Origin of the sequence: Ancylobacter koreensis, assembly GCF_023016525.1 — a bacterium.
In the GTDB taxonomy this organism is placed as follows: domain Bacteria; phylum Pseudomonadota; class Alphaproteobacteria; order Rhizobiales; family Xanthobacteraceae; genus Ancylobacter; species Ancylobacter koreensis.
This window is the reverse complement of the sequence record NZ_JALKCG010000003.1, coordinates 25,024-47,123: the sequence shown is the minus strand read 5'-3', so window position 1 is coordinate 47,123 and position 22,100 is coordinate 25,024. Positions and strand designations below refer to the sequence as shown.

Sequence of the window (22,100 nt, the reverse complement as noted above, 5' to 3'; positions counted from 1 at the left end):
ACCCTCAGCGCTCGATCGTTCCGGTGCGGCGGATCTTCTTCTGCAGCAGCAGCACGCCGTACAGCAGGGCTTCCGCCGTGGGCGGGCAGCCGGGGATATAGATGTCCACCGGCACGATGCGGTCGCAGCCGCGCACCACGGAATAGGAGTAGTGATAGTAGCCGCCGCCATTGGCGCAGCTGCCCATCGAGATGACGTAGCGCGGCTCCGGCATCTGGTCGTAGACCTTGCGCAGCGCCGGGGCCATCTTGTTGGTCAGCGTGCCGGCGACGATCATTACGTCGGACTGGCGCGGCGAGGCGCGCGGCGCGAAACCGAAGCGCTCCACGTCGTAGCGCGGCATCGAGGTCTGCATCATCTCGACCGCGCAGCAGGCGAGGCCGAAGGTCATCCACATCAGCGAGCCGGTGCGCGCCCAGTTGATGAGTTCGTCCGTGGCGGTGACGAGGAAGCCCTTGTCGGCCAGCTCGGCGTTGATCTCGACGAAGAACGGATCGGTGGCGCCGACCGGCCTGCCGGTATTCGGGTCGATGATGCCCTTCGCCGCCGGGGCGACGAGGGGGCTATTCGCGCTCAATCCCATTCGAGCGCCCCCTTCTTCCACTCGTAAACGAAACCGACGGTCAGCACGCCGAGGAACACCATCATCGACCAGAAGCCGAAGCCGCCCAGCTCGCGGAAGGTAATTGCCCACGGAAACAGGAACGCGACTTCGAGGTCGAAGATGATGAAGAGGATGGAGACCAGATAGAACCGGACGTCGAACTTCATGCGCGCGTCGTCGAACGCATTGAAGCCACATTCATAGGCCGACATCTTCTCCGGATCGGGCCGGCTGTAGGCGACCAGGAACGGCGCCACCAGAAGCGCCAGACCGATGACCGCCGAGACGCCGATGAAGATGACGACGGGCAGGTAATCCTGCAGCAGGCTGCTCATGGATGGGATCCTCCCGTGCCAGCATACGTCATCGATCGTGCCCATCGCAGTTGCGAAATATTCAAAGCACGCGGCAGGCTTATCTCACCACCATGACCGAGGCAAGGGCATGCGGAGCCAATCGCGCAGGACTGGCATACAGAATTCACAGCTTGGCGGCGAGAGCTGCCTTCCCCGATGCAGGATGGCGCGCCGGGTTCCAAAATAGAGGCAATCAGCGTGGCTTAGCGCCTATTTTCTGGCAGCGCACGCCAGAGCGCGGCAGCCATGCGCATCCCGTGAAACGGCCGGCCGCCGACAGGATCGGCCTACTGCCTACGCCCCGCGCATGACATGTCCGCGACCGGGACGTCAGCGTCCCGTTTCGGACATCACATCCTCAGTGGCCAATGTCAGCTCGCCCTGGCCGCTCCCGGCGTCCAGCTTGCGCAGAGCCGCCGCCTCGATGCGCGCGCGATGCTGCTCGAAGCGGGCCAGGCGTTCCGCTCGGGTGGCGGCGGGATGATTCTCCAGCCGGTCGAGCGCGTCCCAGCTCACCAGGCAGTCGACGAGGTCTTTGTCGCCGCGAAAGTGGAAGCGAACGCTCCGGCGTTCGGGCAGGTCATCCGGCGGCATGGCGGAATGGTGCAGCATCGGTGCCTCCTTGTCTGAGGGACAACGATCCAGGCGCCGCCCGGTTCGATTGTCTTTGCGGGCGGAACTGCCGTCTGACCCTGCGGCATGATCGACAAAGCCGGTCGCCGGCATGAAACTGGCCTGTCCACCGCATTGGGCGCCGTGGGGCGACGCCGCTTTCCGGAGTGTGCCGCGCATGATCTTTCCAGCCACGCTCGTCGACCTCGCCGGCTTCATCGCCCTGCTGCTGTGGGGCACCCACATGGTGCAGACCGGGGTGCAGCGCGCCTTCGGCCCCCGGCTGAAGACCATTCTCGGCCATGCCATGGCCAATCGCGGCCGCGCCTTCCTCGCCGGGCTCGGCGTCACCACCCTTCTCCAGAGCAGCACGGCGACCGGGCTGATGGTGACGGGCTTCGCCGCCGGCGGCCTTGTGGCGCTGGTGCCGGCGCTGTCGGCCATGCTGGGGGCGAATGTCGGCTCGACGCTGATCGTGCAGGTGCTCTCGCTCGACATCGCCGCGCTCTCCCCCGCGCTCATCCTCGTCGGCGTGCTGATGTTCCGCCGCGATTCCTCCACCCAGACCCACGATCTCGGCCGGGTGCTGATCGGCCTCGGCCTGATGCTGCTGGCGCTCCACCAACTCATCGACCTGATGCACGACTATGACGACGCGCCGAGCCTGCGCCTGCTCATGGGCAGCATCGTCACCCTGCCGCTGCTCGCCGTGCTGATCGGCGCGGGGCTGACCTGGGCGGCGCATTCCAGCGTCGCGGTGGTCCTGCTGGTCATGTCGATGGCGGCGAACGGCGTGGTGCCGCCCAACGCCGCCTTCGCGCTGGTGCTCGGCGCCAATCTCGGCACCGCCATCAACCCGCTGCTGGAGGGCGCGACGGCGGGCGACCCGACCGCGCGGCGCGTGCCGCTCGGCAATCTGCTGACGCGGCTCGCCGGCATCGCCGTCGCGCTCGCCGCCCTCGGCCCCATCGGGCGCTTCATGGTGACGCTGCAGCCGGACGACGCGCTCGCGGTCGCCTATTTCCACACGCTGTTCAACCTCAGCACGGCCGTGCTGTTCTTTCCCCTGCTTGGCCCCCTCGCCCGGCTTCTGTGCCGGCTGCTGCCGGACCAGAAGGCGCCGGCCGACCCGTCCCGCCCGCTCTACCTCGATCCGGCGGCGAAGGAGACGCCCATCGTCGCGCTCGGCGGGGCAGCGCGCGAGACGCTGCGACTCGCCGACGCGCTGGAGGCGATGCTGGCGGGTGCGCGCGACGGGCTGCGCAGCGGCGACCGCCGGCTCATCGCCGAAACCCGGCGCGGCGACGATGTGCTCGACCGGCTCAACCTCGCCATCCGCGCCTACCTCACCTCCATCGACACGGAGGAGCTCGGCCCGCACGACCTGCGCCGCATGGAGGAGATCCTCGCCTTTGCGATGAACATCGAGCAGGCCGGCGACATCATCGACCGGCAATTGCTGCCGCACGCCTCGAAACGCGCCAAGCGCGGCCTTTCGATCCCGCGCGAGCAGGAGGACGAGCTTATCGCGCTGATGGACCGGCTGATCGGCAATCTGCGCACTGCCGCTTCGCTCTTCATGACCGAGGATCCGCGCGCCGCCCGCCTGCTGGCCGACGAGAAGGTCGCCTTCCGCGATGCCGAGGCGCGGGCGACGCGGCTCAATGTGACGCGCCTGCGGGCCGGGCCGCAGCTCGCCATGCAGGCGAACGCCCTCTATCTCGATCTTCTGCGCGACATGAAGCAGATCAACAGCCACATCGTCGCCGCTGCCGCCTATCCGGTGCTGGAGCGCAGCGGCGCCCTGCTCACGAGCCGCGTCGCCGGCGCGGGGCGCTAGTCAACCCGCGAGCCCGCGCGCGGGTGCCGGTGCGCGCAGCGGTCGGGCCGGGTAGCGACTTGCGACGAACTCAACGCTTGAGCAGACGGTATTCCGAGATTCTCTCGACGAGGTCCGGCGGGCGAGGCAGGTCGGGATCGACCAGCCCGCCGTTGATCTCAAGCGCCGCTACCGGCCAGAGCCGTTCGACGAGAGCGGGAATCAGCTGGGTGGGCACGGAGGCAAGCTTGGCGTCGACGGCACAGACGGCGCGGGCACGATCTTCGCTGTTCGTCGTCATTGTAAAGCCTCCGTACTGCCGATCCGGAAACCGGCATCACCGGGGAAGCTGCTCCGGTTCAGATCCGGGCGTCACGGCGCTCCGGCGAGTGACGCATAGGTTAACACCATCCGATCCGCCGGAACGTCCGATAGTGCACGGACCGCCCACCGGCATCCGCACCCGCGGGCAGAGCGGCGCAGCGATCCGGCCCGGCACTCGGCAGGCATGCCGCAAAGGCGTGCCAATGCTCGATCCGGCGAGGAGACAGCGCGCAAGGCGACCCGCACGCAAGCGATCCCCCCGCTACCGGGCCGGCCGTTCCAGAACATCAACGATGACATGAAATTGAATGGCGGGAGTGACGGGGCTCGAACCCGCGACCTCCGGCGTGACAGGCCGGCGCTCTAACCAACTGAGCTACACCCCCAACGACGGGCCGTGTGGGCCGCGCGTCGAGTGCGGCGGGTGTTAAGGCAGCCCCCGCCGGGTGTCAAGCGGGGTGGACTGGCTTCCCACGATAAGTGTCAACCGGGGAGCTGCGGACGCTGTTTGGCGAGCACGCCATCCACAAGCGCCATCGCCGCAATGAGCAGCGGAACCGAAAGGAACGTGCCTGCCGGTCCCCACAGCCATGTCCACAGCGCCATGGAAAGAAACACGGCGAACGGGTTCAGCGAGACGCGCCGGCCGACGATGAGCGGCGTCAGCAGCTGCCCCTCGATGCTGGTGATGACGAGGAAGGACGCTGCCGGCAGCAATGCCTGGAAGATGCCGGGGAAGGTGACCACGCCGGCGAGGGTGAGAATCAGGGTCATCACCGCCGGGCCGACATAGGGAACGTAGTTCAGCACGCAGGCGAGCACGGCCCAGAGCAGCGGATTGGGTAGTCCGACCGCCCAGGTCATCACCCCGGTAGCGATGCCCAGCCCGATATTGATGAAGGTCGCAGTGACGAGGTAGGCGCCCAGCCGATCCTCGATCTCGCGGAACACACGCAACGTCGCGAGCCGCGTGGTCCGCGGCGTCATCACCTTCACCACCCGGCGCTTGATCTGCACACGCCCCGCGAGGAAGAAAAGCAGCGAGCCGAGGAAAAGGATGAACTCGCCGATCACCGGCGTGATCACGGTCACCATGCTCTCCAGCATCTGCGAGTTGGCGATCTCCACCACCATGGGCGGTTCGGCCACGCGACCGATCGACTGGATGGAGCCGATGACCGAGGCGAGGGTCTGGAGGCTCGGCTTCAGCGCGGCGAATCGCTCCTGCAGGATGCCGCCGATCTCGGGTCCGCGTGCGATCCAGTCGGCGAGCGGCCCGGCGAGCGCCATGGCGGTCCCGTAGAGCAGGCCGACAATCGCCGCGATGATCAACGTCGCGCCCAGCACGGTCGGAATGCCGCGCTTGGACATGCCCTCTATGGCCGGCCCGATGACGCTGCCCATGATGACGGCGGCCACAATGGGAATGAGCACGGCGCGCGCCACCACGAGCGCGCCGGAAAGAATCACGACCGAAGCCGCGATCATCGCCACCTGGGTGACGCGCCGCCAAAGCCTGTCGTTCCGGCTCTCCGGCCTCTGCATATGTGCGGCCTCGCCCCCCGCCTGAGTCACGCCGCGCCACATGTCCATTCTGCCATCCCCACAAGTGCCCGCGCACTCCGACCGCGACAACGAGAACGGGTACTCCATGGTTCCACGCGCCCTTGCCGCGCGGGCCTCCATTGCATCGCGGACGATTGGCGCTTATTGACCGCCGGGCGTGGCCCTGAAGGGCGCACCGGGGCGTTCGCGCCGGCGGGGCGCCGCAAGCAAGGGAGAATGGCTGTGGGCGTGGCCCAGTCGCAGAATATTTCCGTCGCCGAGACGCCCGGTCGGGACGACGCGCTGCGCGAGAGCGTGCGGCGTACCCTCGCCGTCGGGGCTAAGGGTCTCGCCGCCCTCAGCGCGTCGGTCGAGGGCGAATTGGGCGAGGCCATCGAGCGCGCGACCCGGCTCGTCGAGGAGGCGCGCGGGCGCGTCATCGTCACCGGCATGGGCAAGAGCGGGCATATCGGCCGCAAGCTCGCCGCGACGCTCGCCTCCACCGGCACCCCTGCCCTGTTCCTGCACGCGGCGGAGGCCAGCCATGGCGACCTCGGCATGGTGACGCCGGACGACGTGCTGCTCGCCATCTCCTGGTCGGGCGAGACCGCCGAGCTCGGCGACGTGGTGCATTATGCGCGCCGCTTCGCCGTGCCGCTGCTGGCCATCACTTCCAACGCCGACAGCACGCTCGGCCGCGCCGCCGACATCGCGCTCGTCCTGCCGCGCGTCGAGGAAGCCTGCCCCAACGGGCTGGCGCCGACCACCTCCACTCTCATGCAGCTCGCCATCGGCGATGCGCTGGCGGTGGCGCTGCTGGAACGGCGCGGCTTCTCGGCCTCCGATTTCCGCGTCTTCCACCCCGGCGGCAAGCTTGGCGCGCGGCTGCTCAAGGTCGCCGACCTCATGCATCAGGGCCCCGAGATGCCGCTGGTGCGCGTCGGCACGCCGATGAGCGACGTGCTCATCGAGATCACCGGCAAGCGCTTCGGCTGCTGCGGCGTCGTCGACGGCGCGGGCCGGCTCGCCGGCATCGTCACCGACGGCGACCTGCGCCGGCACATGGGCGGCGAGCTGCTGGCCCTGCCGGTCGAGGACGTCATGACGCACGCCCCGCTGGTGGTGCGCCCGGCGGACCTCGCCAGTGCCGCGCTGGGGCTGATGAACCGGCGTCCCGTCACCGTGGTCTTCGCGGTGGCCGAGGACGCGCCGGTCGGCATCCTGCACATTCACGACATCCTGCGCGCCGGCGTCCTCTGACGCCGCGCCGCCCTTCCCCGAGGAACCACCCCATGAGCGGCGAGCGCGCCAACCCCGTTGTGTCCGTCGGCGATGTGCGCTTCGGCAATGACCTGCCGCTGGCGCTGATCGCCGGCCCGTGCCAGATGGAAAGCCGCGAGCACGCTCTCGAATGTGCCGCCGCGATCAAGGAGATCGCCGCCCGGCGCGGCATCGGCGTGGTGTTCAAGACCTCGTTCGACAAGGCCAACCGCACCTCGATCAAGGGCGCGCGCGGCATGGGGCTGGACGCCGCCCTGCCCGTCTTCGCCGAGATCCGCGAGCGCTACGGCATGCCGGTGCTCACCGACGTGCACGAGAACGACCAGTGCGCCCCGGTCGGTGAGGTGGTCGACATCCTTCAGATCCCCGCCTTCCTGTGCCGGCAGACCGACCTTCTGATCGCCGCCGCCGCCACGGGGCGGACAGTGAATGTGAAGAAGGGCCAGTTCCTCGCGCCTTGGGACATGAAGAATGTGGTCGCCAAGCTCACCGAGAGCGGCAATCCCAACGTGCTCGTCACCGAGCGCGGCGTGTCCTTCGGCTACAACACGCTCGTCACCGACATGCGGGCGCTGCCGATCATGGCGGAGACGACCGGCGCGCCGGTGATCTTCGACGCCACCCATTCCGTGCAGCAGCCCGGCGGACAGGGCACGTCCTCGGGCGGCCAGCGCGAATTCGTGCCGGTGCTGGCGCGGGCGGCGGTGGCGGTGGGCATCGCCGGCGTCTTCGTCGAGACCCATCCCGACCCGGACAAGGCGCCCTCGGACGGCCCCAACATGGTGCCGCTCAGCCAGTTCGAGGATCTGGTCGCCCGGCTTCAAGCCTTCGACCGCGTGGCCAAGGGCACGTCGAACTGATCGGGCCGATCTAGCCGGCACTCGCGGCGCGCCGGAGGGCCCCTGCGCCCCGCCAGAGCCGCCACAGCCGGCTGAGCGCGCTGGTGGCCGGCACGGCCGCGAACGGGTCGTGCGGCCGCTCCAGCGCCGCCAGATCGCCGGGAACCAGCATCAGCGGCAGGAAGGCCGGCAGCTCCGACGCCTCGACGCCGGAAAGCGCGCCCAGCGCCGCTTCGTAATGGCGCTGCGCCAGCGCCCGCAGATCGGCCAGCGCCGCCACCAGCGCCGAGCTGGAGCGGCCCGACACCGCGTCCTCGCGCGTAAGACCGTGCGCCGCGAGCACGTCGAGCGGCACGTAGCACTGGCCGCGCCGGGCATGGATGGGAAAGCTGCGCAATATGCCCGTCACCGCATAGGCCACGCCCGCATGGCCGGCGGCTTCCGCCGAGGCGGCGCCGGCGGTGCCCGACAGGATCAGCGTCGCCAGCCGGATCAGCGCCGAGGACGTTTCCCCCGCATAGCCTTCGAGGTCATTCACCGTCGGCATGGCGTCGTCGTAGAGATCGAAGATGCGGGCATCGAGCAGCGCGAAAAAGGTCTCGCGCGGCAGGCGGTGCGTCTCTATGGCATCGAGCAGAGCGCCGGCCACCGGATTGGCGCGCACATCGCCGCGCCCGTTGCCGATCAGCGCCTCGCTCCACCATTGCAGGCGCACCTCGCCCGCCATCGGGTTGGTGATCGCCTCGCGCACCCGCGACACCTCTATATTGAAGGCGTGCAGCGCGAACAGCGCGCCGCGCCGCGCCGCCGGGGCGAACAGATCGGCGACATAGCGGTCGCGGTCGAGGTCGCGGACGAGGGCGGCGCAGTAATCGACCGCCGGCATGGGTCTGGAGGCACTCATGCGTGCTCTCTCATGGCAGCGCCAGCAGCGCGGCGGCGACGGGCCGGCCCTCGGCGAGCAGGACGTTGTAGGTCGAGGCGGCGGCGCGCGTCGGCATGGCGTCGACCGCGACGCCGGCGTCGCGCAAGCGCCAGCGCAGCGCCTCCGGAACCGGCCAAGGGTCCGGGCCGGTGCCGATCAGCAGCAGTTCGATGGCGCCGGCCTGCGCGAACACCTGCGCCAGCGCCGCCGCGTCGATCTCGGCAGGAAGGCGCGGCGCCCAGGCGTGGATGCCGCTCGGCAGGGCCAGCACCGAGCCGTCCGACGCCATGCCGGCGAAATGGAACGCGCCGCGGCCATAGCCGTCGATCGGCACCTGATAGGGCAGATGGGCGTCCGCGCTCGCCATCGGCGTTCCCTCACCCGCTGTCCCGACGGCCTGTGCCGTCAGGGCGTGATGCGCTCGGCCCTGGAGCTGGCTTCCTTCTCAGCGCGCTCGGCCATCGTCCGCGTGGTGACGCCGAGATAGATCAGCAGCGGCGAGGCGATGAAGATCGAGGTGTAGGTGCCGACCAGCACCACGCCGAACATCATCGTGACCGAGAAGGAGTGGATCGCCCGGCCGCCGAACAGCACCAGCGCGAGCAGCGCAAGGGTGACGGTGACATGGGTGATCACCGAACGCGACAGCGTCGAGTTGATCGAAGCGTTCAGCAGCTCGTCGGTCGGCATCTTCTTGTAGCGACGCAGCATCTCGCGGATGCGGTCGTAGATGACGATGGTGTCGTTCAGCGAGTAGCCGAGAATGGTCAGCAGCGCCGCCACGCTGGTCAGGTCGAAGTCGATCTGGAAGATCGACATGAACCCGATGGTCAGCACGATGTCGTGGAAGTTGGCGATCGAGGCACCGAGCGCGAACTGCCACTCGAAGCGGAACCAAAGATAGACGAGGATGCACACCACGGCGAGCATCAGGCCGACGATGCCGTAGCTGAGCAGTTCCTGCGACACGCGCGGGCCCACCACCTCGACGCGGCGGTATTCGACACCGTCGCCGAGCGCGGCCCGCACCTTGCCGACGACGGCCTGCTGGGCCTGCTCGCCGCCGGGCTGCTGGGCGACGCGGATCAGCACCTCGCCATCGCCGCCTATCTCCTGGATCTGCACCTCGCCGAGTTCGAGCGCTTCGAGCTTGGAGCGCACATCGCCGATATTGAGCGCGGCGTTCGGGTAGCGCACCTCAAGCAGCGTGCCGCCCTTGAAGTCGATGCCGAAATTCAGCCCGAGGGTGAAGAAGGCCACCAGCGCCACGATCGACAGCAGGGCCGAGATCGGGAAGCTGATGCGCCGGAAGCGCATGAAGTCGAATTTGGTATCGTCCGGGACGATGCGGAGCAGACGCATTGGCTCTCGCCTTTCTCAGATCGGCACGCGCTGGGGGCGCCGCCAGCGCACCCAGAGCGCGACCATAAGGCGGGTCAGCGTGAAGGCGGTGAACACGGTGGTGATGATGCCGATGCCGAAGGTGATCGCGAAGCCGCGCACCGGGCCCGAGCCGATATAGAACAGCACCGCCGCCGCGATGAAGGTCGTGATGTTCGAATCGAGGATGGTCGCCAGCGCACGGGTGAAGCCGGCGTCGATGGCCGAGATGGCCGAACGCCCCGCCCTCGCCTCCTCGCGGATGCGCTCGTAGATCAGCACGTTCGAATCGACCGCGATGCCGACGGTGAGCACCACGCCGGCGATGCCGGGCAGCGTCAGCGTGGCGCCGAGCATGGCGAGCACGCCGAAGATCATGCCGACGTTGACCGCGACCGCCAGCACCGCCACCACGCCGAAGATGCCGTATGTGGCGATCATGAACAGCGCGACGGCAATTGCACCGACGATGGAAGCGATCAGGCCCGCCCGGATCGAATCCGCGCCGAGGCCGGGGCCGACGGTGCGCTCTTCCACCACCTGCAGCGGCACCGGCAGGGCGCCGGCGCGCAGCAGGATGGCGAGGTCGTTCGCCGCCTGCACGGTGAAGCTGCCGCTGATCTGGCCCGAGCCGCCGAGGATGGGCTCGCGGATCACCGGCGCCGAGATCACCTTGTTGTCGAGGATGATCGCGAAGGGCCGGCCGACATTGGCCTGCGTCGCCTCGGCGAAGCGGCGCGCGCCGTTCGTGTTGAAGCGGAAGGTGACGACCGGCTCGCGGGTGGTGGGATCGAAGCTCGGCTGGGCGTCGGTGAGGTCCTCGCCGGCCACCAGCACACGCTGCTCGATCAGATAGGGTACCGGCGGGTTGGAATCCGAATAGAGAACGTCGGTGCCGGCCGGCGGACGGCCCTGCAGCGCCTGCTGCGGGCTCATCGTGTTGTCGACGAGGCGGAAGGTGAGCTTGGCGGTCTGGCCCAGCAGCGCCTTGAGGCGCGAGGGATCCTGAAGCCCCGGCACCTGCACCTGGATGCGGTCGGCGCCCTGGCGCTGGATCGAGGGCTCGGTCGTGCCGAGCTGGTCGATACGCTTGCGGATGATCTCGATGGACTGCGACACCGCCTGGATGGTGCGCGCCTGAACGCCGGTCGAGGTCGGCGACAGCGAGATGAGGTTGCCGTCGCGCGTCACGTCGGTGTCGAGCTGGCCGGAGGTCGACATCGCGCCGCCGATCGGCTGCGACAGCGTGCGGAGCTGCGTGTAGGCGGCCTCCGCGTCCTGCCCGTCGCGGATGCGCACCTGCACCGCGTCGCCCTGGATGTTCAGGCCGGTATAGCCGACCTTGGCGTCGCGCAGCACCCGGCGCGCGTCGTCACGCAGCTGCTCCAGCCGTGCCTTGCGCACCTCGGCGGAGTCGACCTGGAGGACGATGTAGGAACCGCCCTGCAGATCGAGACCGAGAACGATCTTGCGCTGAAGGAAGCCCGGCAGGTGGTCATAGGCCTTCGACGGCAGCAGGCTCGGCACCACCATCAGACAGATGATGGCGGAGACCGCCAGTATCGCGAGGGCCTTCCATTTCGAGAAGTAAAGCATGGGGTTCCTTCCGGCCGCCCGTGGCGGTTCGGCCGCAAGAGGTCAGCGTCAGGATTCGCTTTCTTCCTTGGCGGGCTCGCCCTTGGCGCGTACCTCGGAGATCAGGCCGCGCACCTGGCGGATCTTCACGCCTTCCGCGAGCTGAAGCTCGATCTCGGAATCATCGATCACGCGCGAAACCTTGCCGATGAGGCCGCCGGACGTCACCACCGTGTCGCCGCGGCGCACGTTCTTCACCAGCTCCTGATGCGCCTTCACCTTCTTCTGCTGCGGGCGCAGGATGAGGAAGTACATGATGACGAAGATCAGCACGAAGGGCAGCAGCGACATCAGCATGTCGGTGCCGCCCGCGGCGGGGGCACCCTGCGCAAAGGCTGGCGTAATGAACATGTCGGTTCCTTGTCCGTCGATCAAAGGCGGGCGAAAGGCCCGGCGAAGCGGCGCGGACTATACTGACGCGCCCGCCGATTGCAAACGCCGTCGGCACGTCGCCACCTCCCGTGCACCTCACATGCGCGACAGGGCGTAACAGACGTTACGGTTCTGCTTGTCGCGCCGCCCGCCTATGGGTATTCCGGGCGGACGGAGGAGCACATCATGAGCCATACACCCGACGACCTCGGCGCCGTTCTCGCCCGCATCGCCGAGGCGCTGGAGCGCATCGCCCCAAACCGCGCGGCCAGCGCGGACTTCACCGCCGCCGACGCCTTCGTCTGGCACGCCGAGGACCGCCGGCTTGAAGCCGTGCCGCGCGTCAGCCGGGTCGAGATGGATCTGCTGAAGGGCATCGACAACACGCGCGACCAGCTGGTGGACAACACGCTGCGCTTCGCGCGCGGCCTGCCCGCCAACAACGCCCTGCTGTGGGGCGCGCGCGGCATGGGGAAGAGCTCGCTGGTGAAGGCCTCGCACGCCTCGGTCAACCGCGAGGCGACAAGCGAGGGCCGTCCGCCGCTCAAGCTGGTGGAGATCCACCGCGAGGACATCGAATCGCTGCCCGCGCTGATGGCGCTGATGCGCCCGGCGCCCTTCCGCTTCATCATCTTCTGCGACGACCTGTCCTTCGATGCCGATGACACCTCGTACAAGTCGCTGAAGGCGGTGCTGGAAGGCGGCATCGAGGGCCGGCCGGAGAACGTGATCTTCTACGCCACCTCGAACCGTCGCCACATCCTGGCGCGCGAGATGGTGGAGAACGAGCGCTCCACGGCGATCAATCCCGGCGAGGCGGTCGAGGAGAAAGTCTCGCTGTCGGACCGCTTCGGCCTGTGGCTCGGCTTCCACAAGTGCACGCAGGACGAGTATCTCGCGATGGTCGAGGGCTATGTCGCCCATTTCGGCATCCCGGTCGATGCCGAAACGTTGCGCCGCGAGTCGCTGGAGTGGTCCACCACGCGCGGCGCCCGCTCGGGCCGCACCGCCTGGCAATATGTGCAGGATGTCGCGGGGCGGCTGGGCGTTTCGTTGTCAGAGCCGCCAGCCACCCCGCGCTGACCGGCGCCAAGGTCCGAACGTCGCGCCGGAGGGAAGCCGGCCTCAGAGGCCGGCGAGATACTGCGAGGGGTCGACCGGCTGCGAGCCCTTGCGGATCTCGAAGTGCAGCTGGGGGGAGGTGACGTTGCCGGTCTGGCCGGCCTTGGCGATCACCTGGCCGCGCTTGACCGTGTCGCCCTTCTTCACGTCGAGCGCGCTGTTGTTGGCGTACGCCGTCACCCAGCCGTCGGCGTGCTTGATGAGCACGAGGTTGCCGTAGCCCTTCAGCTCGCTGCCGGCATAGGCGACCACGCCATCCTCGGCGGCCTTCACCGCCGTGCCTTCCGGCACCGAGATGTTGATGCCCTCATTCTGCTGGCCGCCCGGCTTCGGGCCGTAGCCCGAGATGACGCGCCCGCGCACCGGCCAGCGGAACTGCGGGCCGGCGGCGGCCTCGCGGATCTCGTCCGGCGTCTCGGAGGCCTTCACGGCGGCGATGGTCTGCGGCTTCGGCGCGTTGGCGGGGGCGGAGGCAGGAGCGGTCGCGGCGACCGGGGCCGGTTTGGGCGCAGCGGCCGGCGCCGCCGCGACGACGGCAGGAGCGGCGGGCTTGGGCGCGGCGGCGACCACCGGGGCAGGCGCCGCCGGGGCCCCGGCCACCGGCATGACCAGCTTCTGGCCGGTGCGCACCTGCGTGTTGATGTCGATGCCGTTGGCGGCGGCCAGAGCGCCGCGCGTCACGCCGTAGTTGCGGGCGATGGAACTCAGCGTCTCGCCGGGCGCGACCACATGGGAGCCGCCTGCCGCCGCCACCTGCGGCGCGGGACGGGGCGCGGCGGCGAGCGGCTGGGGCTGCGTGCCGTAGAGCGGCTGCGTGCCGCCATAGGTCGGCTGCGCGGGCGGGGGCGTGTAGGTCGGGGTGGCGGAGGCGAGCTGGCGCGGCGCGCCGTAGGGGGCCGCATTGGCCGCCGGAGCGCCGTAGGGCGCCGGGCTACCATAGGGGGCGGGGTAGGTGCCAGCGACCTGCCCTGCCGGCGGCGCCATCGGCGCGCTGGCGATCGCCCCGCCCTGCACCGCGCCGGTCGGCGCGGCGGCGACCGAGCCCGTATAGGAGGGCGCGCTCTGGGCGGAGAAGGGATTGGCGTTGGGGTCGTTGAAGCGGCTCGTATCCGAGCTGCACGCCGCCGCGCCGCTGGCGACGAGGGCAACGATGGAAAGCCGCCAAAGCGGGCCGGAACCGGACGTCGACAAAAGATTACGCATCGCACCACCCGAACGCTAGACTCATCGGGATTAATGCGGCGTACAGGTAAACACCGGCTTAAGTCCGCAGCAGACGCTCAGGAAAAATGGCGGATTCCCGGCGTTTTCAGAGCACGGCGGCGACTCCGGCCAGCATCGGCACGAAGCGCACGGGCGACAGGTCCCGCTTTTCCATTCCGTCCGGTCCCAGCCGGAGGCGCGTGAGTACCTGCGTGCCCTCGGGAGGGCCGACCGGGGCGACCAGTATGCCGCCCGGGGCGAGCTGGGCGAGGAGCGCCAGGGGCACCTCGCTCACCGCCGCATTGAGCACGATGCGGTCGAACGGCGCGCCGGCGGGGTAGCCGAGCCGGCCGTCGGCGATGAACACCTCGACATTGGTGAGCCCCAGCCGGGCGAGCCGCCGGGCCGCCGCCTCCGCCAGCGTGCGGAAGCGCTCCAGCGTCACGACATGGCCGGCGATATTGCCGAGGATGGCAGCGTGATAGCCGGTGCCGGTGCCGACTTCGAGCACCTTGTGCGCGGGCTCGAGCTCCAGCGCCTCGGTCATCAGCGCGACGACGGTCGGCTGGCTGATGGTCTGGCCGCACTCGACCGGCAGCGCCTGGTCGCGCCATGCCTGCCGGCGGAAGGCGGGCTCGACGAACATCTCGCGCGGCACCTGCTCGACGGCGCGCATCACCGCAGGGTCGCGCAGGCCACGCTTGCGCAGCGACAGCAGCAACGCGGCGCGCTCGATGGCGTCCTCGTTCTCGTCTCCGGTCACGGGCGGCCTCCCTCCCGGCCGGTCAGCGGCGGAACACCTGCGCCAGCCGGGTCATCATCGGCTCGTCCGTCATGTCGAGCCGCAGCGGCGTGACCGAGATGAAGCCGCCGTCGAGCGCGTGCAGGTCCGAGCCGTTCACCGTGTCGAAGATACGCTTCTCGAAGGCGATCCAGTAATAGGGATTGCCGCGCCCGTCGGCTCGCTGGTCGATGCGCAGCAGGTCCTGGTTGCGCCGGCCCTGCGCCGTCACTGCGATGCCGGCGATCTCTTCCGGCCGGCGGTTGGGGAAGTTCACATTCACCAGCACGCCGTCCGGGAGCCCCTCCTCCAGCAGCGTGCGGACCACCTTCGGCCCCCAGTGCTCGGCGGCGTCGTAGGGCGGCGCCTTCTTGGTCTCGAAGCCATAGGCCTGCGACAGCGCGATGGAGGGTATGCCCAGCACCGTGCCTTCCATGGCGCCCGCCACCGTGCCGGAGTAGCCGACATCCTCGGCGACGTTCTGGCCGCGATTGACGCCGGACAGAACGAGGTCGGGCTTGCCGTCGGCGAGGATGTGGCGCACCGCCATGATCACGCAGTCGGTCGGCGTGCCCTTCACGGCGAAGCGCCGCTCCTCCACCTGCCGCAGCCGCAGCGGATCGGACAGCGAGAGCGAATGCGAGACGCCGGACTGGTCGGTCTCCGGCGCCACCACCCACACATCGTCCGACAGGGCGCGCGCGATGCGGGCGGCGACGTCGAGGCCGGGGGCATGGATGCCGTCGTCGTTCGTCACCAGAATGCGCATCTGTCCATCTCCTCATCACGTCATGCCCGGCCTTGAGCCGGGCATCCACGTCGTTCTCGGCATGGCATATCGGAAGTCATGGATGGCCGGGCCAAGCCCGGCCATGACGAAACCTGCACGCGTTCCCGGATCGGCCTTCGGCCGTCCGGAACGACGGCGATCAGGCGCGCTCGATCTTCGTCGCGCCGCCCATATAGGGCACCAGCACATCCGGCACCGTGACCGAGCCGTCCTCGTTCTGGTAATTTTCGAGGATCGCCACCATGGCGCGCCCGACCGCCACGCCCGAACCGTTGAGCGTGTTGACGAAACGGGGGGATTTCGCGTCCTTCGGGCGGTAGCGCGCGTTCATGCGCCGGGCCTGGAAGTCCGAGCAGGTCGAGACCGAGGAAATCTCGCGATAGGCCCCCTGCCCCGGCAGCCACACCTCGATGTCGAAGGTGCGCGCGGAGGCGAAGCCCATGTCGCCGGTGCACAGCGTGACCACGCGATGGTGCAGGCCGAGCTTCTTGAGCACCGCGACGGCGCAGGCGAGCATGCGCTCCTGCTCCTCCAGCGCCTTCTCCGGCGTGGTGATGGCGACCATCTCCACCTTGTTGAACTGGTGCTGGCGGATCATGCCGCGCGTATCGCGCCCCGCCGACCCCGCCTCGGCGCGGAAGCAGGGCGTGAGCGCGGTCAGCCGCATCGGCAGTTCGTCTTCCGAGAGGATGGACTGCGCGACGAGATTGGTCAGCGGGACTTCAGCGGTGGGGATGAGCCAGAGGCGTGAAGCCTCACCCAGAACCTGATCGTAACGTCTAATGCCATCCTCTGTCAGAAGGAGAAGCTCCACACCATCAGCCAAACGTACTTCACAATAAGTATGGGCAACGCCTTTTCTGGCGCGATCAATTTTATATTCTTCGGTGACTCGCCGAAATGCGTCGGCACTTTCGCTGTCGCTCGGAACTCGCCGAGCCTCAAACTGATCATCTCTGAATTTCGGCAACTGCGCTGTGCCGAACATCGCCTCGTCCTTCACCAGCACGGGCGGCGCGACTTCCATGTAGCCGTGCTCCTCGGTGTGGGTGTCGATGAAAAACTGGCCGATGGCGCGCTCAAGTCGCGCCAGCCGGTTCTTCAGCACGACGAAGCGCGCGCCGGAGAGCTTGGCGGCGACCTCGAAATCCATCTGGCCGAGTGCCTCGCCGATCTCGAAATGCTGCTTCGGCGTGAAGGCATAGTCGCGGAGCGCCGGCATCGGCAGCGCGCTGCCCGGCGCCTCCGGGTGCGGCTTCGCCTCATGGGGCACGTTGTCGTGCTCGTCCTTGCCGAACGGCACCTCGGCAAGCGGCGCGTTGGGGATGGCGGAAAGCCGGGCGTGCAGTTCGCCCTCGGCCGCCTTCACCTCTTCCTCAAGCGCGGGAATGTCGGTCTTGAGCTTGCCGACCTCGGCCATCAGGCTTTCGGCCCGGTCGTTCTCGCCAGCCTTCTTGGCGGCGCCGATCTCCTTGGAGGCGGCGTTGCGGCGGGCCTGAAGCTCCTCAAGCCGGCCGATGCCGGAGCGGCGCTTCTCGTCGAGCGCGATCAGCCCGTCGACCAGCGCCTGCGCCTCGGCCTCCGACGTCCCGCGCCGCACCAGCGCGTTGACGAGCCCGTTCGGCTCCTCGCGAATCCACTTGATGTCGTGCATGGCAGTCTCGCCTTCAAACGCGCCGCGCCCGGCCGGGCGCCGGGACAGCAGGGACGTAGCCAATCGGGAAGGCGGGGACAAGTGCGCCACGGGCGAAAGCGCGCGCGTGCGATCAGCCGCCACGCCCGGCCGTCATCCCGGCCGAGCACAGCGAGAGCCGGGATCGTCCGCCGCCTATTGTCACACGATCCCGGATACGACCCGCCGGCCGTTCCGCGATGACGGCGGCGCTGCCTCAGACGGCGGCGTCGGCCGCCGCTTCCGCCACGCGCTTCTTCTTCTCGACCATGCGCACCAGCACCAGCGACACCTCGTAGAGAAGCAGGGTCGGGATGGCGAGCGCGAACTGGCTCACCACGTCCGGCGGGGTCAGCACCGCCGCCGCGACGAACACGCCGACGATGGCGTAGCGCCGCGCCTTCCTGAGCTGGTCGGAGGTGACGACGCCGATCTGCGCCAGCAAAGTGAGGATCACCGGGAGTTGGAAGCAGATGCCGAAGGCGAAGATCAGCGTCATGATCAGCGACAGATATTCGCTGACCTGCGGCAGCATCGAAATCTCGGGCGTACCCGGCCCGGCCATCTGCTGCATGGAGAGGAAGTAGGTCATCGCCAGCGGCATGGCGACGAAATAGACGAAGGCTGCCCCCAGCAGGAAACACACCGGCGTCGCGATCAGATAGGGGCGGAAGGCGTTCTTCTCGTGGCTGTAGAGCCCCGGCGCGACGAACATATAGATCTGTGTCGCCACCACCGGGAAGGAGATGAACGCCGCCCCGAACATGCCGAGCTTGATCTGGGTGAACAGGAATTCCTGCGGCGCGGTGTAGATGAGCTTCACGTGCTCGGTGCCGCCGGCCGCGAACTCATAGGGCCACAGCAGGATGTTGTAGATCAACTTGCCCAGCATGAAGCAGGCGAAGAAGGCGATGAAGAACGCGATCAGCGACTTGATCAGCCGCGAGCGCAGCTCGATCAGATGTTCGAGCAGCGGAGCCTTGGAGGCGTCGATATCGTCCTGGCTCATGCGGCCGGCCCTTCATTGCCGGAGGTCGGCTCCGTCTTGGTGCCGGGCTTGGCCTTGATGCGCGGCTTGGGCGGCGCCTTGGGCTTGACGGGAGTTGCCGGTGTCGCCGGCGCATCCAGCGCGGCGACCGCCTCGGCGACCTCCGGCTCGGCAGCCGGCTTCTTCGCGACCCGCCGGACGGTCGGCTTCTTCGGCGCGGCGGCGTCTTCACCGGTCGCGGCCGGCGTGGCCGCGCGGACACGCTTCGGCTTCGCCGGCTCGTCACTCGCCACCGTCGGCGCCGCTGTCGCGGCGGCCGGCGATGCCGGCGTCGATACGGCCGGCGCGGCCGCGGCCTTGGCCGGCTCGAGCTTCGCCGGTTCCACCGCAGCGGTGGCCGCCCGCACCTCCTGCTCGATGGTCTCGAACGGGTGCGGATCGAGATCGCCCGGCGGGGGAAGCTGGTCGGCCAGCGCGTCGGCGGCCGGCAGGTCGGTGCGCTCGACGCTGCCCGTCGGCGCCTTCACGTCGGTGGCGATGTCCTGCAGCGGGTTGGTCGGCAGCGCGTTCGAAATCGAGTTGCGCGCGTCGCTCGCCAGCCCCGACAGATCGTTCTTCAGGCCGCTCACGCTGTCCTTGAGGTCCGTGAGTTCCGCCTCGCGCAGCGCCTCGTTGAACTGCCCCTGGAACTCGCCCGCCATCCGGCGCAGCTTGTTCACGCCCTGCCCCACGGTGCGCAGCACGCGCGGAAGCTCCTTCGGGCCGATCACCACGAGGGCGACGACGCCGACAACAAGTAGTTCGGACCAGCCGATGTCGAACATGCGTTAAGACGGGGCCGCGATCCGCGGCCCTCCCCGATCCGTGGGAGCAGCAGGGCCGGAATCAGCCGACCTTGGTCCGCTCGGCTTCCACCTGGGACTGGTGATCGAGCGAGCGCACGGGCTCGGCCGGCTTCGCCGGCGTCTCGTCCTCGTCCGCCATGCCCTTCTTGAACGCCTTGATCCCCTTGGCGGCGTCGCCCATCAGCTCGGAAAGCTTGCCGCGACCGAAGAGGAGCAGAACGACAACCAGCACGATGATCCAATGCCAGATGCTCAATGAACCCATAACACCAACTCCCTTATCGAAGCGCCGCCGGCCCCTCGCGGCCGCGCATCGCAATTGAAACCGGACACTAGGGCCGGGCCGTGGCGAAGACAAGAACCTCCGCCGGCTCGATGCTCACGCCCACGTCATGCCCACGCAACAGGCCGGCCCGCGTCCGCCGGCGTGCGACCAATGGACGGTCCAGACCGTTCACCGAGACCTCGTAGAGATCGAGTTCGCCGAGGAAACGGTGGGCGACGATTCGGCCCGGCACGCCCGAACCGGGTGCCAGCAGCTCGATGCCCTGCGGGCGGATCGCCGCCACCCCGGAAGCGCCCTCGGCCAGACCGGGCGCCGGGAAGCTGCCCATCGGCGTGACCATCCGGCCGCCCCTCACCTCGCCCGGCACCTCATTGATTTCACAGAAGAAACGCGCCACGTCGAGGTCCGCCGGCTGGCGGTAGAGCTGCTCCGGCGTGCCCACCTGCACCAGCTCGCCCTTGCGCATCAGCGCGATGCGGTCGCCGAGCCGCATGGCCTCCTCGGGATCGTGGGTCACGATGATGCAGGTGGCGCGGGCGTCGCGCAGCACGTTCAGCGTCTCGGTGCGCACACTGCCCCGCAGCCGACTGTCGAGCCCGGAGAACGGCTCGTCCATAAGGAGAATGCCGGGGCGCGGCACGAGCGCGCGGGCCAGCGCCACGCGCTGCTGCTCGCCGCCGGAAAGAGCGTGTGGATAATCCTGCGCATGGTCCTCCAGCCGCACCCGCTGGAGGGCCCGCAGCGCCTCGTCATGGGCATCCCCGGCCGACAGCGCGCGCAGCCCAAAGGCGACGTTCTCCAGATTGGTCAGGTGCGGAAACAACGCATAGTCCTGGAAGACGAGGCCGATATTGCGCTTCTCCGGCGGCACGAAGGCCCCTGGCCCGGCAATCACCTGCTTGTCGAGCAGGATGCGCCCGCTGCTCGGCCGCTCGATGCCGGCGATCAGGCGCAGCAGCGTGGTCTTGCCGCACCCGGACTGGCCGAGCAGGCACAGTATCTGCCCCGGCTCGACGGTGAGCGAGACACCGCGCACCGCCTCCACCTCGTCATAGCCGTGCCGCACCGCCTCCAGCGTCAGGCGGCTGGCGAGCGAAACGGGCGTGCGGGCCGGCGCGTGATACATCAGCTTCTCCTGTGGCCGGACGCAGCGCGCTCAGCGGCCGTCATCGTCGCCCGAGAGGCCGCCGCCGGCAAAATCATCGTCGTCGCCGGGCTCGGGCGAGAAGGAGAGGTCGAACTCCGGCTCCAGCGGGTCCTCGTCGTCCTTCAGCGAGGGATCGTCGCTCGGCAGCGGCACGGTGAGACCCGCCGACACGCGCGCGTCGATCAACCCGGTGCCGCGCAGTTCGTCGAGGCCGGGCAGGTCCTGGATGGCATCGAGGCCGAAATGGACGAGGAAGGTCTCGGTGGTGCCGTAGGTCACCGGCCGCCCCGGGCTGCGCCGCCGCCCGCGCAGCCGCACCCAGCTGGCCGCCAGCAGCACGTCGAGCGTGCCCTTGTTGGTCGAGACGCCGCGAATCTCCTCGATCTCGGCGCGCGTCACCGGCTGGTGGTAGGCGATGATGGCCAGCGTCTCCAGCGCCGCGCGCGACAGGCGGCGCGGCTCGGGCTTGTCGCGTGCGAGCAGGAAGCCGAGGTCGGGTGCCGTGCGCAGCATCCATTTGCCGGCGACGCGCACGAGGTTGAAGCCCCGGTCGGCATAATCGGCGGAAAGCTGCGCCAGCAGGGCGCGGATATCGGAGCCTTCCGGCAGGCGCGCGGCGATGATCGCCTCGTCCAGCGGCTCGCCGGCGGCGAACAGCATGGCCTCAAGCAGGCGCAGCGCCGGGTCACGGGCCTCGCGTGGGGGAGCAGCGACCTCGTCGTGCTCGACGGGCATCGAACGGGCGGCTTCCGCGCTCATGCGCCCTCCTCCGGCGGCGGGACGCGGCTGCGAATCCAGATCGGCGCGAAAGCATCCTCCTGCTGCACGTCGACCAGTCCTTCGCGCACCATTTCCAGCGTCGCCGAGAAGCCGGAAGCGAGCGCCGTGGCGCGCATCTTCGGATCGGCGATCCAGTTGAGCAGGAAACCGTCGAGCCGGGCCCATTCGCCATGCAGCGCCAGCCGGCCGATCAGCCGCTCCAGCCGCTCGCGGGCATCGGCGAGGGAGATGACGTTGCGCGGCGGGAATCGCACCTGCGACAGCGCCATCTTCTGGCGCTGCGCGCCATAGGCGGCCAACAGGTCGTAGAGCGTCGCCTCATAGACGACAGGGCCGGCCCGCACGAGCGGCTCGGGCGCCCCGCGCGCGAACACCTCGTGACCGATGCGGTCGCGGGTGGCCAAATGCGCGGCGGCAGCGCGGATGCGCTCCAGCCGGCGCAGGCGCTCGGCAAGGTCGGCGGCGAGGTCGGAGGCGCTCGGCCCCTCCTCCTTCGGCGGATCGGGCAGCAGCAGGCGGGATTTGAGATAGGCGAGCCACGCCGCCATCACGAGATAATCGGCGGCAAGCTCCAGCCGGATGCGCCGCGCCTCCTCGACGAAGCCGAGATATTGCTCGGCGAGTTCGAGGATGGAGATGCGGGACAGGTCGACCTTCTGCGTCCGCGCCAGCGCCAGCAACAGGTCCAGCGGTCCCTCGAAGCCGTCGACATCCACCACCAGCGCGGGATCGCCCGCCTGGCGTACGGAATCGGCATCGAAAGTGAACTGGCTTTGAACCATGGGGAGCGCTGA

The 22,100-nt window shown here is 68.9% G+C and carries 24 protein-coding genes and 1 tRNA gene; 4 read left to right on the top strand and 21 right to left on the bottom strand.

Annotation, left to right across the window (positions count from 1 at the left end; genetic code table 11):
* Positions 1-4 precede the first annotated feature (4 nt).
* The 3 genes from MWN33_RS10200 to MWN33_RS10190 form a co-directional block, all read right to left on the bottom strand.
* Positions 5-583, bottom strand: a complete 579-nt coding sequence (locus MWN33_RS10200) for a NuoB/complex I 20 kDa subunit family protein (protein WP_247200396.1) — start codon at positions 581-583, stop codon at positions 5-7.
* Positions 574-939, bottom strand: a complete 366-nt coding sequence (locus MWN33_RS10195; protein WP_247200395.1) for an NADH-quinone oxidoreductase subunit A — start codon at positions 937-939, stop codon at positions 574-576. The genes MWN33_RS10200 and MWN33_RS10195 overlap by 10 nt, the downstream gene beginning before the upstream one ends.
* A 351-nt stretch (positions 940-1,290) precedes the next feature.
* The gene (locus MWN33_RS10190) at positions 1,291-1,572 is read right to left on the bottom strand and encodes a DUF1488 family protein (RefSeq protein WP_247200394.1); all 282 of its coding nucleotides are present in this window, start codon (positions 1,570-1,572) and stop codon (positions 1,291-1,293) included.
* A 178-nt stretch (positions 1,573-1,750) separates the two neighbouring features.
* Between MWN33_RS10190 and MWN33_RS10185 the strand changes: the two genes are divergently transcribed.
* Positions 1,751-3,412: a Na/Pi cotransporter family protein gene (locus MWN33_RS10185; protein WP_247200393.1), complete on the top strand. Its 1,662-nt coding sequence runs from the start codon at positions 1,751-1,753 to the stop codon at positions 3,410-3,412.
* Positions 3,413-3,482: 70 nt separating this feature from the next.
* On the opposite strand, the gene MWN33_RS10180 is transcribed toward MWN33_RS10185, so the two are convergent.
* From MWN33_RS10180 to MWN33_RS10170, 3 genes are all read right to left on the bottom strand, one after another.
* On the bottom strand, positions 3,483-3,692 hold the full coding sequence (locus tag MWN33_RS10180; RefSeq protein WP_247200392.1) for a hypothetical protein: 210 nt from the start codon (positions 3,690-3,692) through the stop codon (positions 3,483-3,485).
* Positions 3,693-4,024: 332 nt separating this feature from the next.
* A tRNA-Asp gene (locus MWN33_RS10175) sits at positions 4,025-4,101 on the bottom strand.
* Positions 4,102-4,198: 97 nt separating this feature from the next.
* Positions 4,199-5,308 (bottom strand): AI-2E family transporter, encoded by a 1,110-nt coding sequence (locus tag MWN33_RS10170; RefSeq protein WP_247200391.1) that lies wholly within the window; start codon positions 5,306-5,308, stop codon positions 4,199-4,201.
* Positions 5,309-5,497: 189 nt separating this feature from the next.
* On the opposite strand from MWN33_RS10170, the gene MWN33_RS10165 reads away from it, so the two are divergent.
* Together MWN33_RS10165 and kdsA are read left to right on the top strand one after the other, a co-directional pair.
* The gene (locus tag MWN33_RS10165; protein WP_247200390.1) at positions 5,498-6,520 is read left to right on the top strand and encodes a KpsF/GutQ family sugar-phosphate isomerase; all 1,023 of its coding nucleotides are present in this window, start codon (positions 5,498-5,500) and stop codon (positions 6,518-6,520) included.
* Between the two features lie 32 nt (positions 6,521-6,552).
* Complete coding sequence (kdsA, locus tag MWN33_RS10160; protein WP_247200389.1) at positions 6,553-7,401, top strand: 3-deoxy-8-phosphooctulonate synthase; 849 nt, start codon at positions 6,553-6,555, stop codon at positions 7,399-7,401.
* Between the two features lie 10 nt (positions 7,402-7,411).
* Here the strand turns inward: kdsA and MWN33_RS10155 are convergent, their stop codons facing one another.
* Genes MWN33_RS10155 through yajC form a run of 5 tightly spaced genes read right to left on the bottom strand, consistent with a single transcriptional unit; the run spans position 7,412 to position 11,671 of the window.
* On the bottom strand, positions 7,412-8,284 hold the full coding sequence (locus tag MWN33_RS10155; RefSeq protein WP_247200388.1) for a phytoene/squalene synthase family protein: 873 nt from the start codon (positions 8,282-8,284) through the stop codon (positions 7,412-7,414).
* 10 nt (positions 8,285-8,294) lie between these two features.
* Entirely contained in the window at positions 8,295-8,672 is a 378-nt protein-coding gene (locus MWN33_RS10150) for an Mth938-like domain-containing protein (RefSeq protein ID WP_247200387.1), read from the bottom strand.
* Between the two features lie 38 nt (positions 8,673-8,710).
* Complete coding sequence (gene secF, locus MWN33_RS10145) at positions 8,711-9,667, bottom strand: protein translocase subunit SecF (protein WP_247200386.1); 957 nt, start codon at positions 9,665-9,667, stop codon at positions 8,711-8,713.
* A gap of 15 nt (positions 9,668-9,682) precedes the next feature.
* The gene (gene secD / locus MWN33_RS10140) at positions 9,683-11,281 is read right to left on the bottom strand and encodes a protein translocase subunit SecD (protein ID WP_247200385.1); all 1,599 of its coding nucleotides are present in this window, start codon (positions 11,279-11,281) and stop codon (positions 9,683-9,685) included.
* 48 nt (positions 11,282-11,329) lie between these two features.
* Positions 11,330-11,671, bottom strand: coding sequence for a preprotein translocase subunit YajC (gene yajC, locus MWN33_RS10135; protein ID WP_247200384.1), 342 nt, complete (start codon positions 11,669-11,671; stop codon positions 11,330-11,332).
* Positions 11,672-11,878: 207 nt separating this feature from the next.
* Here yajC and MWN33_RS10130 point away from each other — a divergent pair, with 207 nt between their 5' ends.
* Positions 11,879-12,775: an ATP-binding protein gene (locus MWN33_RS10130; protein WP_247200383.1), complete on the top strand. Its 897-nt coding sequence runs from the start codon at positions 11,879-11,881 to the stop codon at positions 12,773-12,775.
* A gap of 42 nt (positions 12,776-12,817) precedes the next feature.
* Here the strand turns inward: MWN33_RS10130 and MWN33_RS10125 are convergent, their stop codons facing one another.
* The 10 genes from MWN33_RS10125 to MWN33_RS10080 form a co-directional block, all read right to left on the bottom strand.
* A complete protein-coding gene (locus tag MWN33_RS10125; protein ID WP_247200382.1) occupies positions 12,818-14,017 on the bottom strand; it encodes a M23 family metallopeptidase in 1,200 nt (399 codons plus the stop codon).
* Positions 14,018-14,123: 106 nt separating this feature from the next.
* Positions 14,124-14,780 carry a protein-L-isoaspartate(D-aspartate) O-methyltransferase gene (locus MWN33_RS10120; protein WP_247200381.1) on the bottom strand — a complete coding sequence of 219 codons (657 nt, stop codon included), beginning with the start codon at positions 14,778-14,780 and terminating at the stop codon, positions 14,124-14,126.
* 22 nt (positions 14,781-14,802) lie between these two features.
* Positions 14,803-15,567 carry a 5'/3'-nucleotidase SurE gene (surE, locus tag MWN33_RS10115; RefSeq protein ID WP_247200380.1) on the bottom strand — a complete coding sequence of 255 codons (765 nt, stop codon included), beginning with the start codon at positions 15,565-15,567 and terminating at the stop codon, positions 14,803-14,805.
* Between the two features lie 160 nt (positions 15,568-15,727).
* Positions 15,728-17,242, bottom strand: coding sequence for a serine--tRNA ligase (gene serS, locus MWN33_RS10110; RefSeq protein WP_247200379.1), 1,515 nt, complete (start codon positions 17,240-17,242; stop codon positions 15,728-15,730).
* Between the two features lie 235 nt (positions 17,243-17,477).
* Positions 17,478-18,269, bottom strand: a complete 792-nt coding sequence (gene tatC / locus MWN33_RS10105; protein WP_247200378.1) for a twin-arginine translocase subunit TatC — start codon at positions 18,267-18,269, stop codon at positions 17,478-17,480.
* Positions 18,266-19,072: a Sec-independent protein translocase protein TatB gene (gene tatB / locus MWN33_RS10100; protein WP_247200377.1), complete on the bottom strand. Its 807-nt coding sequence runs from the start codon at positions 19,070-19,072 to the stop codon at positions 18,266-18,268. Before tatB ends, tatC begins: the two co-directional genes overlap by 4 nt.
* A gap of 61 nt (positions 19,073-19,133) precedes the next feature.
* Positions 19,134-19,358 carry a twin-arginine translocase TatA/TatE family subunit gene (locus MWN33_RS10095; RefSeq protein ID WP_247200376.1) on the bottom strand — a complete coding sequence of 75 codons (225 nt, stop codon included), beginning with the start codon at positions 19,356-19,358 and terminating at the stop codon, positions 19,134-19,136.
* 67 nt (positions 19,359-19,425) lie between these two features.
* Positions 19,426-20,505 (bottom strand): ABC transporter ATP-binding protein, encoded by a 1,080-nt coding sequence (locus MWN33_RS10090; protein WP_247200375.1) that lies wholly within the window; start codon positions 20,503-20,505, stop codon positions 19,426-19,428.
* Positions 20,506-20,535: 30 nt separating this feature from the next.
* The gene (gene scpB / locus MWN33_RS10085) at positions 20,536-21,285 is read right to left on the bottom strand and encodes an SMC-Scp complex subunit ScpB (RefSeq protein WP_247200374.1); all 750 of its coding nucleotides are present in this window, start codon (positions 21,283-21,285) and stop codon (positions 20,536-20,538) included.
* Positions 21,282-22,088, bottom strand: coding sequence for a segregation and condensation protein A (locus MWN33_RS10080; protein WP_247200373.1), 807 nt, complete (start codon positions 22,086-22,088; stop codon positions 21,282-21,284). Before MWN33_RS10080 ends, scpB begins: the two co-directional genes overlap by 4 nt.
* Positions 22,089-22,100 lie beyond the last annotated feature (12 nt).

Bases quoted from the DNA above. Each gene is read 5' to 3' on its own strand.
- tatC (WP_247200378.1), bottom strand. From the start codon at position 18,269: ATGAGCCAGGACGATATCGACGCCTCCAAGGCTCCGCTGCTCGAACAT.
- MWN33_RS10170 (WP_247200391.1), bottom strand. From the start codon at position 5,308: ATGGACATGTGGCGCGGCGTGACTCAGGCGGGGGGCGAGGCCGCACAT.
- scpB (WP_247200374.1), bottom strand. From the start codon at position 21,285: ATGAGCGCGGAAGCCGCCCGTTCGATGCCCGTCGAGCACGACGAGGTC.
- MWN33_RS10165 (WP_247200390.1), top strand. From the start codon at position 5,498: ATGGCTGTGGGCGTGGCCCAGTCGCAGAATATTTCCGTCGCCGAGACG.
- MWN33_RS10130 (WP_247200383.1), top strand. From the start codon at position 11,879: ATGAGCCATACACCCGACGACCTCGGCGCCGTTCTCGCCCGCATCGCC.
- MWN33_RS10125 (WP_247200382.1), bottom strand. From the start codon at position 14,017: ATGCGTAATCTTTTGTCGACGTCCGGTTCCGGCCCGCTTTGGCGGCTT.
- MWN33_RS10150 (WP_247200387.1), bottom strand. From the start codon at position 8,672: ATGGCGAGCGCGGACGCCCATCTGCCCTATCAGGTGCCGATCGACGGC.
- MWN33_RS10185 (WP_247200393.1), top strand. From the start codon at position 1,751: ATGATCTTTCCAGCCACGCTCGTCGACCTCGCCGGCTTCATCGCCCTG.
- serS (WP_247200379.1), bottom strand. From the start codon at position 17,242: ATGCACGACATCAAGTGGATTCGCGAGGAGCCGAACGGGCTCGTCAAC.
- MWN33_RS10090 (WP_247200375.1), bottom strand. From the start codon at position 20,505: ATGTATCACGCGCCGGCCCGCACGCCCGTTTCGCTCGCCAGCCGCCTG.
- MWN33_RS10200 (WP_247200396.1), bottom strand. From the start codon at position 583: ATGGGATTGAGCGCGAATAGCCCCCTCGTCGCCCCGGCGGCGAAGGGC.
- secF (WP_247200386.1), bottom strand. From the start codon at position 9,667: ATGCGTCTGCTCCGCATCGTCCCGGACGATACCAAATTCGACTTCATG.
- MWN33_RS10190 (WP_247200394.1), bottom strand. From the start codon at position 1,572: ATGCTGCACCATTCCGCCATGCCGCCGGATGACCTGCCCGAACGCCGG.
- secD (WP_247200385.1), bottom strand. From the start codon at position 11,281: ATGCTTTACTTCTCGAAATGGAAGGCCCTCGCGATACTGGCGGTCTCC.
- MWN33_RS10180 (WP_247200392.1), bottom strand. From the start codon at position 3,692: ATGACGACGAACAGCGAAGATCGTGCCCGCGCCGTCTGTGCCGTCGAC.
- kdsA (WP_247200389.1), top strand. From the start codon at position 6,553: ATGAGCGGCGAGCGCGCCAACCCCGTTGTGTCCGTCGGCGATGTGCGC.
- yajC (WP_247200384.1), bottom strand. From the start codon at position 11,671: ATGTTCATTACGCCAGCCTTTGCGCAGGGTGCCCCCGCCGCGGGCGGC.
- surE (WP_247200380.1), bottom strand. From the start codon at position 15,567: ATGCGCATTCTGGTGACGAACGACGACGGCATCCATGCCCCCGGCCTC.
- MWN33_RS10195 (WP_247200395.1), bottom strand. From the start codon at position 939: ATGAGCAGCCTGCTGCAGGATTACCTGCCCGTCGTCATCTTCATCGGC.
- MWN33_RS10095 (WP_247200376.1), bottom strand. From the start codon at position 19,358: ATGGGTTCATTGAGCATCTGGCATTGGATCATCGTGCTGGTTGTCGTT.
- tatB (WP_247200377.1), bottom strand. From the start codon at position 19,072: ATGTTCGACATCGGCTGGTCCGAACTACTTGTTGTCGGCGTCGTCGCC.
- MWN33_RS10080 (WP_247200373.1), bottom strand. From the start codon at position 22,088: ATGGTTCAAAGCCAGTTCACTTTCGATGCCGATTCCGTACGCCAGGCG.
- MWN33_RS10155 (WP_247200388.1), bottom strand. From the start codon at position 8,284: ATGAGTGCCTCCAGACCCATGCCGGCGGTCGATTACTGCGCCGCCCTC.